The following is a 14087-nucleotide window of genomic DNA, read 5'->3' as shown; positions in this document are numbered from 1 at the left end:
AAGTTTGCCTTAAACAGCCAGCAACGTACGGCTGCTGCACAAGCCAAAGGTTACTTTGCCAATGAAATCGTGCCTGTCACCATTCCACAGCGCAAAGGTGATCCGATTGTTATTGATACCGATGAACACCCGCGTGCCACCACCATTGAAGCACTCAGCAAACTCAAACCTGTGGTGAAAGCCGAAGGTAGCGTGACTGCGGGCAATGCCTCGGGCATTAATGATGGTGCAGCGGCACTGCTAATTGCATCGGATGAAGCCGTTGCCAAATACGAACTGAAAGCGCGCGCCAAGATTGTTGCAGCCACTACAGTGGGTGTTGAACCACGCATCATGGGCTTTGCCCCAGCCCCTGCGATCAAGAAATTACTGAAACAGGCCAATTTGACTTTGGCACAGATGGATGTGATTGAACTGAACGAAGCCTTTGCGGCACAAGCACTCGCTTGTACCCGTGACCTTGGCTTGGCGGATGATGATGCACGTGTCAATCCAAACGGTGGTGCGATTGCACTCGGTCATCCACTCGGTGCTTCAGGTGCGCGTCTGGTGACGACTGCACTCAATCAGCTTGAACAGACAGGCGGAAAATACGCACTGTGTTCAATGTGTATTGGTGTCGGTCAGGGCATTGCTTTGATTATTGAGCGAGTTGAGGAATAAACTGATGCCAAATTTTGTAACTTCACAGCACATTACGTTGAACTATCAAACTTTTGGTGATGCCAAAAATCCCGCTTTGATCTTTTCCAACTCACTGGGAACCAACCTCAGTATGTGGCAAATGCAGATTGATTTTTTCCAAAAAGATTTTTTTGTGATTGCCTATGACACGCGTGGACACGGCGCATCGTCAGCTGCAACAACATCTTTTGGTTGTGCTGAACTCGCACAAGATGTGATTGATTTACTCGATCATCTCAATATTCAAAAAGCTTGCTTCTGTGGAATTTCCATGGGAGGTCTGACAGGTCAGTGGCTAGCACGTTATTTTCCAGAACGCTTTAAAAAAGTGGTGGTGTGCAATACCGCAGCAAAAATCGGACAAGCACAAGCTTGGCAAGACCGTGCTGCTTTGGTACGCACTCAAGGTTTACAACCGATTGCTGCAACTGCCGCAACACGTTGGTTTACTGAGGCTTTTATTGAAAAGAATGCTGCTTTAATTAAAAGTCTGAGTGAAAATTTGGCAGTAGGCAGTGCCGAAGGTTATGCCCAGTGCTGCGAAGCATTAGCCAACACCGATTTACGTGATGAAATCGCCAATATCCACATTCCAGTGCTGATTATTGCGGGCTCTGCTGACCCTGTAACCACTGTTGCCGATGGGCAATTTATGCAGCAACAGATTCACGGCGCAGCGCTGGTCGAAATCGCAGCCTCACATATTTCCAACATTGAGCAACCAGAACACTTTAATCAGGCGTTAAAAGACTTTATTGTATAAAGCAAACAGGATCATGCAGTACCGAACCCAATTGTTCCTGTGAATGATTGGGTTATTTTATTAAAAAATAGGATGAGGACATGCAAGGACACACCGATTATCCATGGAAGGATATTAAGCATCGTTTTTTTGAAACGGGTCATTTACCCAATCAGGTGTTGGCAGATTCGCCAATTATTCAGGGCTGGCAAAAGTCTCGGCAGGCAGGTTTAAGCCCTTTGAGCAAAGTGTCTTGTCTCAGCGATTTTCCACATGCAGACCTGACCGACGGCGATCAATATCTGGCAGAACTGGCCCAACCGATTTTGCAAGATACGTGGAAAATTTTTGGGCAACAGGACATCAGTGTTTTTCTGATTAATCAGCAACGAAAAATTATTGCTGAACAGCACAACGATTATGCTCATCAAAGCTATAACTTTTTACAGACAGGGCGAATTGTCGATGAAGCTGTGTTTGGGGCAATTGCACCAACCTGTAGTTTGTCCTGCCAGCAACCATTGATTATGGTGGGACATCAGCACTATCTGGATGAGTTTAGCGAATATTCCTGTGCTTCAGTTCCGATTTTCAATGGTCAAGGTAGTGTTTTAGGCGCACTGGATATTACTTCTCGGCAAGGTCTGCTCGCCAGTAATTGGTTACGGCATTTGCTGTATCAAACCTATAAAATGGAAAATCAACTGTTGATTCAGCAGTCTGAGCAGCATTTACTGGTTTTTCAGCATTCACCTGATTTACTGGGTAATGCTTATAGCGCCTTGCTGGAATACGATGATCAGCAGATCATTCGCAAAGCCAATCAAATGGCGCTTAAACTGCTCAATCGAGATATTCATGACGTACTTGGACAATCGTTACAGCACTTTTTCCTCACGCCAATGGTTGAACAATCGGGCGATTTTCTGATTCAAACTCGCGACCATGCGTTGTTTTATGCACGGCAGCATCGACCAACTCGTCAAGTCATCTCAAACCAGTCTACTAGAAAGTCTGCGATTCCACAGCAACAACAAATCCAACACGCAGTAAAAGCCATTCAAGCCAATATTCCAATTTTGATTACAGGTGAAACAGGCACAGGCAAAGAGCATTTTGCTCAGCAAATTCGTCAGCAATTTCCTCAAAATCTGCCGTTCATTTCGATTAACTGTGGTGCAATTCCAGAAAATTTACTTGAATCAGAACTGTTTGGTTATGAAGGTGGCGCATTTACAGGTGCGAAGCATAAAGGTGAAAAAGGACTGGTTGAACTGGCGGATCAGGGCTTTTTATTTCTCGATGAAATTGGTGATTTGCCAATGCATCTACAAGTCAAAGTGCTCCGCGTCCTGCAAGATCAGCAGTTTTACCGTGTCGGAGGACGACAGCCGATTCAATCTAAATTCAGACTGATTTGTGCCACCAATCAGGATTTGCCCACGCAAGTTAAACAGCAGCAGTTCCGTAGCGATTTGTACTACCGTATTCGGGGTTATGAAGTGCAGTTGTTACCCTTACGCCAACGCAGTGACAAACTTGTGTTGATGCAAAACATTTTGCAGGAATTGGGTGTTCAACAATGGTCTGCACAGGTTGAACAACAACTTGAGCAATATGACTGGCAAGGCAATATTCGAGAGTTAATTCATGTCTTAAAACTTTCGGTCGCACTCTCTGAACAGCCGGTCCTTGAACAGTTATATTTACCTGAACTGTCTGTATCCTCCATTTCTGAACAAATATCTGCAAAACCAGAAGATTTAGAACAGCAAACCCGCCAACTGATTCAGCAAGTATTACAACAGGAACAAGGCAATGTCTCTAAGACCGCAAAACGCCTGAATATTTCCCGAACCACGGTGTATAAATATCTGCATTAAAATCAATACAATACACTGTCCAGATATTGGACAGTGTTCACCAAAATTTGTCCAATATATGGACATTAAGTTAAATCAACAAATCATAAATTATTGAAAATAAATAAATTAAAAGATTGGCATGGTTACTGCAAATATTCTAAGTATCACAGAGGCTATTGTTCAGGATGACGTAGCCATCTGTGATCTGCATTTAAATTTTAGATGCAGCCAAGGACAATTTCAGTCAGGGGATTTGACGAATGTTTTTTTCACATTTCAAAAAAGTTACTGCATTCGCAGTCAGTTTTACCGCACTCCACTGCGCCTATGCAGTCGATGTCAATGCAGGGGATTATACTGCATTACCCGCAGGCACCAATGCCGCAGTGCTTTACTATCAACACGGCGAATCCGATGGTTACTATGTCAATGGCGACAAGATCGATGCCAAATCCCATTCGGATATCGGGATTTTCCGTCTGATTCATTTCACCAAAATTGGCAACATGACCGTTGACCCACAAATTTTACTGCCATTTGGAACCGTATATAACACCCGTGTTGGCGGACAACATTTAAATGATGCTAGTGGCATTTCTGATCCGATCATTGGCGCGACCTTTTGGTTAGTCAATCAACCCAAGGCGGGTGTTTCAGGGCGTTATGTCGGTCTGACACCACTGATTTATTTGCCTGTAGGTCAGTACAACAAGCACGACAGTGTGAATCTGGGTGAAAACCGCTTTAAATACGATTTGCAACTGGGCTGGGTTGAACCACTTTATAAAAACTGGTCAGCAGAATTTTATCAAGACGTGGTTTTTTACGGAAATAATGATCAAGCTGGCAATGGCAACCAAACCTTAAAGCAACATACAAGCTATCAAACCCAAGCTAATCTGCGTTATGACTTCAACCCTAAGCAACGTGTTGCACTGGGTTATTCGGCAACCTATGGCGGTAAACAAGAACTCGATGGGGTTGATCAGAATACTCAAACCAAAACCCAGCAAGTCCGTTTTGAATACCAACAAATGCTGAATGCAAGAACACAATTTAGTGCGCAATTAACTTCGGATACTAAAGTAGAAAGTGGTTTTAAAAAGCAACTCGGTGCAAATTTCCGTTTGTTATATTTGTTTTAATTGACAGGATAATAAGATTAATCAAGGAGTTGTTTTATGTCGTTATTAGATGCTCAAATCTGGAATCAGCGATTGTTTCATGGTGAATGGCTGCCAGCAACGCAAAGCATGCCTGTGACCGAAGTTGCAACAGGTGAAGTGCTTGGACAACTCGGCTGCGCAACAGCAGACGATGTTGCCCAATCTGCGATGAGCGCGAAACAGGCACAACAAGCATGGGCAGCACTGCCGTATCAGGAGCGTGCAGCAGTCTTTGAACGTGCAGCTCAACTTTTAACTGAGCATCAACCTGAAATTATCGACTGGTTAGTCCGTGAAAGCGGCTCAATTCAACTAAAAGCAGGTTTTGAAACTCACATTTCCCTGCAAATACTCAAGCATTGCAGCGCATTACCTGCTAGCGAACAAGGCAGTATTTTACCGACACAAACAGGCAAAATCAGTCTGGCAAAACGTGTGCCTTTGGGTGTCATTGGGGTGATTTCACCATTTAACTTCCCATTATATTTGGCTCTGCGTGCGGTTGCTCCTGCATTGGCACTGGGAAATGCAGTCGTATTGAAACCCGATGAGCGCACGGCAGTCTGTAGTGGTTTTGCGATTGCCCGCATTTTTGAACTGGCAGGCTTACCTAAAGGTTTACTGCATGTTGTTCCAGGCGGTGCAGATGTCGGTGAAGCACTGACGCTTGATCCCAATATTGCCAGTATTCAATTCACAGGCTCAACTCAGGTTGGACGAATTATTGGCGCGAATGCAGGCAAAACCCTGAAAAAAGTTTCCTTGGAACTCGGTGGCAAAAACTCCCTGATCATTTTACCCGATGCTGACCTTGAACTTGCTGCACAAAATGTCGCATGGGGTGCATTTTTGCACTCAGGTCAAATCTGCATGACTTCAGGAAAAATTTTGGTTCATGAAAGCTTATATGAACCTCTCAAGCAGCGCCTGATTGAAAAAGTGAAAAATTTTGTGGTCGGTAATCCAACCGATCCAAATGTCAATCTTGGGCCACTGATTAACGCGAAACAAAGTCAGCGTGTGCAACAACTGGTGAATGATGCTGTCACACACGGCGCAACCCTCGAAGTCGGTGGACAAGCCGACGGTGTATTCTTCCAGCCCACCGTCTTGTCAGGTGTGACCTCTGAAAACCCGATTTTTAGTGAAGAGATTTTTGGCCCTGTTGCCGTATTAATTCCATTTTCCAGTGATGCCGAAGCGGTAGAACTGGCCAATATGGGCGATTATGGTTTATCGGCAGGCATTATCAGCAGCAATGTGGCTCATGCCATGCAAATTGGCGCACAACTTAAAGTCGGGTTATTACATATTAATGATCAAACCGTGAATGATGAAACCGTCAATCCATTTGGTGGTTTCGGTGCATCGGGCAATGGAACACGCATTGGTGGCATAGCAAATCTGGATGAGTTTACCCAATGGCAATGGATGACCATTCAAACTCAAGCCCCTAACTATCCATTTTAAATCATCGTTTAAACACTGTTTTAAAGACAACAACACAAGGAATGAAACAATGACAATCCAACAGGATCTTTTAGATATCACTGCAGCCGTCACCGAATGTAAAGGCGCAGATTTTAAATTACAGCCATTAAAAATTCGTCAACCCCAGCATGATGAAGTCTTGGTAAAAATTGTAGCAACGGGCATGTGTCATACCGACCTGATTGTGCGTGACCAGTATTATCCTGTACCACTTCCTGCGGTACTTGGACATGAAGGTTCAGGCGTTATTCAAGCCATTGGGCCAGATGTCAAAGACCTGAAAGTTGGCGACCATGTGGTATTAACTTATGGTTACTGCGGAAAATGTATTCAATGTAATACAGGCAACCCTGCATATTGTAGCGAATTTTTTGGGCGTAATTTTGGTGGTGGAGACCTAGAAGGACATACGGCACTGTGCAACCATCAACATGATGCAGTGCATGACCATTTCTTTGCTCAGTCATCTTTTGCGAGCCTTGCCTTAAGCCGAGAAAATAACGCGATTAAAGTGCCTGAAGATGCACCACTTGAGCTACTTGGGCCACTGGGTTGTGGTATTCAGACAGGGGCAGGCGCTGCCATTAATGCACTTAAAGTCACACCTGCAAGTAGCTTTGTCACGCTTGGTGCAGGCGCAGTGGGTTTAAGTGCGGTGCTCGGTGCAAAAATCTGTGGCGCAACGACTATTATTGCGGTGGATATTGTCCCATCACGTCTGGAGCTTGCAAAAGAACTTGGCGCAACTCATGTGATTAACAGTAAAGAACAAGACCCTGTACAAGCCATTAAAGACATTACAGGCGGTGGTGCTAACTTTGCAATAGAATCTACAGGTCGTCCTGAAATCTTAAAACAGGGGATTGATGCGCTCGGCACGCTCGGCAAAATTGCTGTAGTTGGTGCGCCGCCATTGGGAACCAATGCACAATTCGATGTCAATGATTTACTGCTTGGTGGAAAAATGATTATGGGCGTGGTTGAAGGCAGTGGCGCACCGAAAAAATTTATTCCTGAACTGGTCAAGCTTTATCAACAAGGATTGTTCCCATTTGATAAGCTGGTCAAGTTTTATGACTTTGAGCAAATGAATGAAGCTGCTTTAGACAGTCAAAAAGGCGTTACGCTAAAACCGATTATCAGAATTCACGGTTAAGTTGAAATTTGAGTATAAAAACCATCACCTTATGTGATGGTTTTTAGTTTGGTTAACTTATACAAAATTGGTTGTTTTTTTACATGTTTTAACGCTAATTTTAGATTATTATTTAGATGCACAGCATAGAAACTATGCAAAGAACTTACATTTTTTTGAAAAAAATTGCTGTGTAGATTCAATAACTTCTAAAATAGAAGAATATTATCTTTGCATGCTTTTAAAAATTGAAGTTTTTTCATAATGTGATAATAAATGTAAACAAATTAAATATTTTAAGATTTTTTTAAGGTGATATTCTTAATTTAAAACTACAAGAAAACTTGATCAAATTAGTCTGAAAATGACTTCAGGAGAATATGATGAACATGGAATATCTACATAAACCCGATTACTTTTTCTTTGCACATAAAATGGTATTGTTCTTGGAAAAGTACATCAAACAGCATCCTAGTGAACAGGAAGCAACTTTTCATCTGCAAGCCATCTATGACTTATTTAGCCAAGATCGCGCTTCTAGCACTATTAATCTAGAAGGTATTCTTAACATTGTGGATGAATATTTGATTGATACTCATCAGGGTATTGTCACACTGATCAGCGATTATGATATTCATCTAGACACTCACATCTTAACCTTGAATTTCCATCCAAATGCAATGCAAAGCATCATTGAGGGTGCTAGCGTATTCTTTCCAAAAGTTGCTTAATCTAAGCACTCCAAAACCACTCAACAGGCACTGAATCAAGTGCCTGTTAATTTTTAATTTGAAGAAATCTGCGGTAAATACGAATCCCGACCAACCATATATCGATAATGCGCTAGCTCTAGCATTTCTTCATCTTCATGACTATTGCCATACGCGTAAATCTGATGATACTCCGTTACATTGTAATGATCTAAAATTCTCAATTTCTTCTGCTCACCACTACAATCTGGGCTTGCATATTGTCCTGTTAAAATATCCTGTTGTTTTTCAGTTTCAGTGCAGATGAGAGCGACATTTAAATGCTGTGCAATTGGTTTTAAATACAAATCTAGTGATGCTGAAACAATGACAATCTCATGTCCATAGTCTTGATGTTGCTTCAGTTGAGCCAAAAGAACAGGATTTAAATGCTCAAGCAAATCATGGCTATATTCCCATGCTAATTTCTGGATTTCTTGCAGGTTTTGCTGACTAAACATCTGGCTGTAGAGCTTTGCGCGCATGGCATGTGCAGGATACAGATTTAAATAATAACCCTGAATCCAAGGGAGAATCTTTACACCCTGCCGAATAATATGTCTCTTTGACAAGGTGTAAAAAATAAATTGGGTAAAGCTATCTGTCAAGCACAGTGTTCCGTCAAAATCAAACAGGGCAAGGGTTTTGCCCTGTTTTTTTAAGAGGTTTTCAGACGTCTGGCGCGATGCATACATGATTCATAGCGTCCATTGACACGGCGGGCATACCAATTGGTATCGTAGTTACGGCTTAATTTCGGCCCAGAAATTACCACATGTGGCATGGTCGCGTATGGCATTTCTTTTTCTGTTTGCTGTTTATACAATTTTGCTACGGCTAAATACGTTTGAGTTTTCTCAAAATCTTCCGTTTTTTCTTGTTTTAAATCGCTGCGTAACTGGCGTGTCGTAATAATCACACCTTTTTGTGCAAACAATTTGGTGAGAGCCAATTCAGTTGAACTTTTGGTAGATTGAACATCTTCATTCTTATCGTACAGTAACAAATCGCCATCTAATGCCAAATCAGAGCCAGTCAGCGTATTGATTGTTTTTTGGAATGATGCGTTACGACTCGAATACATACCCGAGTTATAGTCTGCAAAACGGTAAATTGGTTTGTCATAGTCAGCTTTATAGAGCATCAGGCGATGAATACCATAATACATACCACCATATTGCGTATATAAGTAATCACGTAAGTCATTGACACTCATATGACCTTTTTGATGATCCTGAGCGTAACGAACAAGCACTTGCATAGAACCCAAGGTCGTAATCGGGTTCATACGTTCGCCAATATCCTGACCGACCAATTTCGCTGCGCCTGTTAAAGCACTGACATGATAATGCTTGGACATATAGTCAAAAATCTGGCGATACAAAACATCTAAGTCTTGCTCAGTTTTGACTTTTGCCATCTGTTTAAAGTAGCTATTTTCAGGTGTAGGTTGGGTTCTGAGAACTTTCTCAAAATAACCTGCAATCGGCGTCCCAATGGTTGTCCCCAATTTATCAGTAAATTTTTCCTGTAAACGAGTATTCACTTCAGCCATTGCTTTTTGCCCAAGTCCGGGTACGCGAGGACTGGCAACAAAATTAGATTCCTGATCGACAATCGCTACAATACTACAGACATTTTCCTTGGACTTTTCAATTTTGAGTTCGTCCATAATGTCATTCATATCTTTGGCCCAAGACTCACGGTTACTCACGTGAGGTGGGATCAGGCGTTTGATTTGTTTTTCTTGGAGAATTTTTTCATCATCTTTAGAAAAAAGAGAGTTGTTACCACAAGCAACCAAACCTGTAGATATTGCCAAAACTGTGAAAATCCGACAAATCGGTTTTAGATAAGAAGTTTTATTCATGTAAGCCAAACACTAATTACGCACAAAGCCAATTCGACCATTTATTCTGCTGATTGTAGAGAGTTTTCTTAGCGATGTATATTGTTAGATCAGCAATTTATTCTTGCTTATTTGAAGTGAATTAAGACATTGAATTTTAAATATGAACTGTTAGGATCATCCTGATGGCTTGGTTTCCTAAGTGTGTCAGTTTACACTTTGTGAGAATAATAAACAAAAATATAGGGATATTATGACTGCATATTATCAATTGTTACAGCGTCATCAAGACAATGAGAAGCGAACCACAACGGCAAATTATTGCTCAACCAACCATGCACAAGGCGCATGGAATGCACATGAGCAACATATGGCACCTGCTACAGGTATTCTTTGTACTGAGCTAGAACGCTTCTTCCCTCGGGAGAATATGCGTATTGGGCGGATTAGTCTTGATATTTTCGGTTTAATTGCAGCTGGTGAATTTACCATTCAAACCCATGTGATTCGTGCAGGCCGTACCATTGAACTGATTGAAGCGAAAATGCTGGCTCAAGGAAAGATTTGTATTGTGGCACGCGCTTGGCGTATGCAAACACTCGACACTCGAAGTATTGCAGGTTTAGAAGATGATAGTATTTCTCAACCTGAACACAGCTTACCTGAAGAACGTTTAAAACAATGGCCAGGGGGTTATATTGAAAGTGTTGAAGTCAGAACTCATGCTTCACTGACCCGTGCAGGCAAAGGCATTGTCTGGTTAAACACCCATATCGAAATGGTTGAAGATGAACCAACCAGTGATTTTGTACACTTAATGGGACTGGTGGATACAGCAAATGGGATTGTACCTCGACAAAAAGGTCTTTTTTCTTGGTCATTTGCAAATCTAGATCTACAAATCCATTTACACCGAATGCCACATGGTCGCTGGCTAGGACTGGAAACAGTTCAACAGTACGGCGAAGATGGTATTGGACTGACCAGCTCGATTTTACATGATGAACAAGGGCCGTTCGGACGAAGTGAGCAAATCCTGACGTTAAGACCAATGGCATAGACTAAAAGGACTCATCATTTTTATGTTCCAGCCAATTCTTGGAAAATCCCTGAAAAGGATTGGCTGCTTCCACATAACGTAATGCCGAGTTGACATTTTTCCAGCCGACATACTGCATCAGTGTTTTCACATCCCAGCCACTTTGACTCGCCCAGTTGGCAAAACCACGGCGTAATGAGTGGGTACTATAACTTTCTGGTGTTGCGATTTGCGCTTGGGCAAAGATCTTGCGTAGTAAAGGCAATAAACTGTCAATATGCAGACCCTGATCAGACAACTTGCCATAACGATGTATCCCTCGATATACAAAACCTTCTGTTAAACCACTGATTTCGATCCAGTCTGTATAAGCTTGTACAGGGCAAAGTCTGGCTAATGCAGGAACTTGGAATGTTTGACCCTGAAACTGTCGGTCAGTTTTGCTAAATGGCAAAAAGCATTGCATGCCTTCTTGAGGGGAAACTTGAATATTCTCAACCTGTAAACGGGTGAGTTCATCACCACGAAAACCACGCCAAAAACCCAGTAATAATAAAGACTTGTCGCGTTTTAAACGCATTTCCTGTGCAAAATTTCCTTGTGTTTGCTGTATCACAATTTCCTGATCTAAATAATGAACAACGTTTTCTAGCTCTACGATTTCTAAAGGTTTTGCCTGTTTTTCCTGAGCAGGATGTACTGCTTTTATGCCGCGAAAGACCTGCTTCACTAACGGTGCTTTGGTCGGATCGGGAAAGCCTTGCTCAACATGCCACTGCGATAGTGCTGCAAGTCTTTGTTTTAATGTATTAATTGATAAGGTTTCAGCATGATCTGCCAAATACTGAGCAATATTATCCGCAGTCGCAGGCAATAAACCTTGCCATTCCACCTCGTAGTGTCTGAGCGCAGAAGCGTAGCTTTTTCGGGTATTTTCCCGTGTTGCAGCCTGTAAATACTGATCCAGACGATTCATTTTGCGTTTTTAGCTCCAATATAGCGTGCATACCGAAGTGTAATGCTAGATTTGCCTAATTTCGTCCAAATCACTATAACACAGGATAATCATTAATTATCCAGCTTTTATTTTCACTTAAAAATAAAATCAAGAAGCTTATTTTTATTATGTTATTATGTATTACATAATACATTATGATATTCAGGTGCAGCATGTCCCGTACAGGTCTCAGCAAGCAACAAGTCAAGAAAGCCCGTGATACCTTGTTAGCACAAGAAAAATATCCATCTGTCGATGCTGTACGGATTGAACTGGGGAATACAGGCTCCAAAAGCACGATTCATAAGTATTTAAAAGAGCTTGAGGAAGAAGAGGGTGATGTTATTGCCCAACCCTCCATTAGTGAAACGCTGCAAAATTTGGTGCAACGACTTTCCGAGCAATTACACCAAGAAGCACAAGAAAAAATTGAGGCGTTTCAGGTGCAAATGCAGCAGCGTGAAACAGAACAACAGCAGCAACTACAGCGCTTAAATGTGCAATTGACAGATACTCAGGCAGAGCTTGAGCAGAAAAATACTCAGGTGGATGAGCTAATACAGACACAGCAACAACTTCAGCAGAACTTGCAACAAGAAACGATATTGCGAAATCGTTTAGAGCAGCAAACCACTGATTTAAAAGACAGACTTCAGCAGAATGAACAACACCGCGTTGCACTTGAAGATAAGTTTCAACATGCCCAACAAGCTTTGGAGCATTACCGAGAGTCGGTCAAGGAACAGCGTCAACAAGATTTACGGCGTCATGATCAGGCGGTGCAACAATTGCAGACTGAAATTCAGCAGTTACAGCAGACGATTGTGATAAAAAACAATGAGCTGTCTGTATTGCACACTGAACACACCAAACAAGCTGTATATCTAGAACAACAGCACAATCACGTTCAGCAGTTACAGCAACAGAATCAACAACAACAAGGTGAATTGGCTGATTTAAAAAAAGAATATCGACAACAGACACAAGAATTTTCAATGCTAAAGCAGCAAGTTCAACAGCAGCAAGAGATCTTAGAGCAAGCTGAACATACACACCAGTCATTACAGCAGCAGCTTGAGCAAACCCAAGGCAAGCTTAAACAAACACAGTCTGAACTCTATTTGCAACAGCAGTTTTCTGAGCAGTTAAATCATCTATTACAACAGTTTGCAGCTAAAACACCTGATGCAGTGCTACAGAACAAATGTGCTGATGGCTAAATAGCATATTCAGCCATGCAGTGCATTTTGTGAAAGCGTCTGAATATATTCACTATAGACGGACATTTTTTCGAAGATGTGTTCACTATAGAACATATCTTCGATCAGTCGCGCATTTTGTTCCAGTTTTAAACTGTCACAGCATTTCAGCAGCTCGGCATTTTGCTTGGAAAAGTATTCACAGAGCGCTATATATTGAGCATCTTTATGTTTAAACAGTAATTTTTTGAGTTTAATCTCACTGGCTGCTGGTACTGGCAGATCACTCCGTGCTGCTGAATGAATAATATGAATCTGCACATTGAGAAACTGCTCAATCTGTGCAATTGCGCTGTAATTAAAGTCAGTCCATTGAGTGATCAAAAAAAGATGCTTGAGATCGGGTCGGCATAAAGCACGTAACACACCCAATTGCAAAATCTCCAGAGTAGCAAAATGCGGATCTTGTAGATCGACATACATCTGCATGGCATCAAGGGCATAATCTGTTTTGACTTTATGCTGAATCTTGCCAAAACGTCCCAAAATATTGTCAATACTGGTCGTATGAGGCGTGCTATAGATGCAGGGTTTATTCAAATTGGCAAAAATAAAGGGGCTAAATACATATCCCAAGTTGGCATCCTGTTCCTGTACTGCATCTTGAATCAGATAATGCAGATTTTGCCGTCCAAACGCCCGTACCACTTTTGCCCGTAAAATCGCACCCTCAAGATTCATGTATTCCATGCTCAGACGATGCTGCACAGCTTCCGAGAGTTGCGGTAAATTAAAAATCTGAGGCAAATGTTGTAGTTCAGGCGTGATGAACATAAGTGGCTCCCGTATACGCTGGATCATTATTTCATGTCCGCCCCAACGGCGAAGACCACACCAATACAAAACAGTACGGTATACAGTGCAAACCAAAACAATAGGTTTTTAAAGGCTTTGTCAGAAATGCTGCTGTCAGCATACTTTTGTACTGGTTTTTTGTTTTCATCATCGTTGTTCATGTGCGTAATTCCTCAATAGAACTTGCTGCTATTTTGAGAAAAATGCCGCTTTTTGAGTAGATACAAATCTGTTCTAAAAAACTATAACAGATGAGCCATTTTTTAGTGCAGATGCAACTTAAACCGATAAAAACCTGACTTTTTGAGTAGGAAAT

The 14087-nt window shown here is 41.9% G+C and carries 14 protein-coding genes; 9 read left to right on the top strand and 5 right to left on the bottom strand.

Annotation, left to right across the window (positions count from 1 at the left end; all coding sequences use genetic code 11):
- The 7 genes from C1A47_RS16390 to C1A47_RS16360 all read left to right on the top strand — a co-directional run.
- The coding region (locus tag C1A47_RS16390; RefSeq protein WP_162625975.1) for an acetyl-CoA C-acyltransferase at positions 1-663 on the top strand (663 nt) is incomplete at its 5' end.
- Between the two features lie 4 nt (positions 664-667).
- A complete protein-coding gene (gene pcaD, locus C1A47_RS16385) occupies positions 668-1447 on the top strand; it encodes a 3-oxoadipate enol-lactonase (RefSeq protein ID WP_111896096.1) in 780 nt (259 codons plus the stop codon).
- A gap of 80 nt (positions 1448-1527) precedes the next feature.
- Positions 1528-3309 (top strand): sigma-54-dependent Fis family transcriptional regulator, encoded by a 1782-nt coding sequence (locus C1A47_RS16380; protein ID WP_111896095.1) that lies wholly within the window; start codon positions 1528-1530, stop codon positions 3307-3309.
- A 242-nt stretch (positions 3310-3551) separates the two neighbouring features.
- Positions 3552-4436: a transporter gene (locus C1A47_RS16375; RefSeq protein ID WP_111896094.1), complete on the top strand. Its 885-nt coding sequence runs from the start codon at positions 3552-3554 to the stop codon at positions 4434-4436.
- A 36-nt stretch (positions 4437-4472) separates the two neighbouring features.
- Positions 4473-5927, top strand: coding sequence for a benzaldehyde dehydrogenase (locus tag C1A47_RS16370; RefSeq protein WP_111896093.1), 1455 nt, complete (start codon positions 4473-4475; stop codon positions 5925-5927).
- Positions 5928-5976: 49 nt separating this feature from the next.
- A complete protein-coding gene (locus tag C1A47_RS16365) occupies positions 5977-7104 on the top strand; it encodes an NAD(P)-dependent alcohol dehydrogenase (RefSeq protein ID WP_111896092.1) in 1128 nt (375 codons plus the stop codon).
- A 362-nt stretch (positions 7105-7466) separates the two neighbouring features.
- Positions 7467-7814, top strand: a complete 348-nt coding sequence (locus C1A47_RS16360) for a hypothetical protein (RefSeq protein ID WP_111896091.1) — start codon at positions 7467-7469, stop codon at positions 7812-7814.
- 53 nt (positions 7815-7867) lie between these two features.
- Here the strand turns inward: C1A47_RS16360 and C1A47_RS16355 are convergent, their stop codons facing one another.
- Together C1A47_RS16355 and C1A47_RS16350 are read right to left on the bottom strand one after the other, a co-directional pair.
- Positions 7868-8527 carry an HAD family hydrolase gene (locus C1A47_RS16355; protein ID WP_111896090.1) on the bottom strand — a complete coding sequence of 220 codons (660 nt, stop codon included), beginning with the start codon at positions 8525-8527 and terminating at the stop codon, positions 7868-7870.
- Positions 8491-9702, bottom strand: a complete 1212-nt coding sequence (locus C1A47_RS16350) for a DUF1615 family protein (protein ID WP_111896089.1) — start codon at positions 9700-9702, stop codon at positions 8491-8493. Before C1A47_RS16350 ends, C1A47_RS16355 begins: the two co-directional genes overlap by 37 nt.
- 232 nt (positions 9703-9934) lie before the next feature.
- Between C1A47_RS16350 and C1A47_RS16345 the strand changes: the two genes are divergently transcribed.
- Positions 9935-10741 carry a thioesterase family protein gene (locus tag C1A47_RS16345; protein ID WP_111896088.1) on the top strand — a complete coding sequence of 269 codons (807 nt, stop codon included), beginning with the start codon at positions 9935-9937 and terminating at the stop codon, positions 10739-10741.
- Between the two features lies 1 nt (position 10742).
- Here the strand turns inward: C1A47_RS16345 and C1A47_RS16340 are convergent, their stop codons facing one another.
- Positions 10743-11696 carry a site-specific integrase gene (locus C1A47_RS16340; protein WP_111896087.1) on the bottom strand — a complete coding sequence of 318 codons (954 nt, stop codon included), beginning with the start codon at positions 11694-11696 and terminating at the stop codon, positions 10743-10745.
- A 194-nt stretch (positions 11697-11890) separates the two neighbouring features.
- Here C1A47_RS16340 and C1A47_RS16335 point away from each other — a divergent pair, with 194 nt between their 5' ends.
- Entirely contained in the window at positions 11891-12937 is a 1047-nt protein-coding gene (locus C1A47_RS16335; RefSeq protein ID WP_111896086.1) for a DNA-binding protein, read from the top strand.
- 9 nt (positions 12938-12946) lie between these two features.
- Here the strand turns inward: C1A47_RS16335 and C1A47_RS16330 are convergent, their stop codons facing one another.
- Positions 12947-13750 (bottom strand): hypothetical protein, encoded by an 804-nt coding sequence (locus C1A47_RS16330; RefSeq protein ID WP_111896085.1) that lies wholly within the window; start codon positions 13748-13750, stop codon positions 12947-12949.
- A 26-nt stretch (positions 13751-13776) separates the two neighbouring features.
- Positions 13777-13932: a hypothetical protein gene (locus C1A47_RS17755; protein WP_004901698.1), complete on the bottom strand. Its 156-nt coding sequence runs from the start codon at positions 13930-13932 to the stop codon at positions 13777-13779.
- Between the last annotated feature and the right edge of the window lie 155 nt (positions 13933-14087).

The organism is Acinetobacter sp. MB5, assembly GCF_003261585.1.
In the GTDB taxonomy this organism is placed as follows: Bacteria; Pseudomonadota; Gammaproteobacteria; order Pseudomonadales; family Moraxellaceae; genus Acinetobacter.
This window is presented reverse-complemented; position numbering and strand designations above follow the sequence as displayed.

Bases quoted from the DNA above. Each gene is read 5' to 3' on its own strand.
- pcaD (WP_111896096.1), top strand. From the start codon at position 668: ATGCCAAATTTTGTAACTTCACAGCACATTACGTTGAACTATCAAACT.
- C1A47_RS16380 (WP_111896095.1), top strand. From the start codon at position 1,528: ATGCAAGGACACACCGATTATCCATGGAAGGATATTAAGCATCGTTTT.
- C1A47_RS16375 (WP_111896094.1), top strand. From the start codon at position 3,552: ATGTTTTTTTCACATTTCAAAAAAGTTACTGCATTCGCAGTCAGTTTT.
- C1A47_RS16370 (WP_111896093.1), top strand. From the start codon at position 4,473: ATGTCGTTATTAGATGCTCAAATCTGGAATCAGCGATTGTTTCATGGT.
- C1A47_RS16365 (WP_111896092.1), top strand. From the start codon at position 5,977: ATGACAATCCAACAGGATCTTTTAGATATCACTGCAGCCGTCACCGAA.
- C1A47_RS16360 (WP_111896091.1), top strand. From the start codon at position 7,467: ATGAACATGGAATATCTACATAAACCCGATTACTTTTTCTTTGCACAT.
- C1A47_RS16355 (WP_111896090.1), bottom strand. From the start codon at position 8,527: ATGTATGCATCGCGCCAGACGTCTGAAAACCTCTTAAAAAAACAGGGC.
- C1A47_RS16350 (WP_111896089.1), bottom strand. From the start codon at position 9,702: ATGAATAAAACTTCTTATCTAAAACCGATTTGTCGGATTTTCACAGTT.
- C1A47_RS16345 (WP_111896088.1), top strand. From the start codon at position 9,935: ATGACTGCATATTATCAATTGTTACAGCGTCATCAAGACAATGAGAAG.
- C1A47_RS16340 (WP_111896087.1), bottom strand. From the start codon at position 11,696: ATGAATCGTCTGGATCAGTATTTACAGGCTGCAACACGGGAAAATACC.
- C1A47_RS16335 (WP_111896086.1), top strand. From the start codon at position 11,891: ATGTCCCGTACAGGTCTCAGCAAGCAACAAGTCAAGAAAGCCCGTGAT.
- C1A47_RS16330 (WP_111896085.1), bottom strand. From the start codon at position 13,750: ATGTTCATCACGCCTGAACTACAACATTTGCCTCAGATTTTTAATTTA.
- C1A47_RS17755 (WP_004901698.1), bottom strand. From the start codon at position 13,932: ATGAACAACGATGATGAAAACAAAAAACCAGTACAAAAGTATGCTGAC.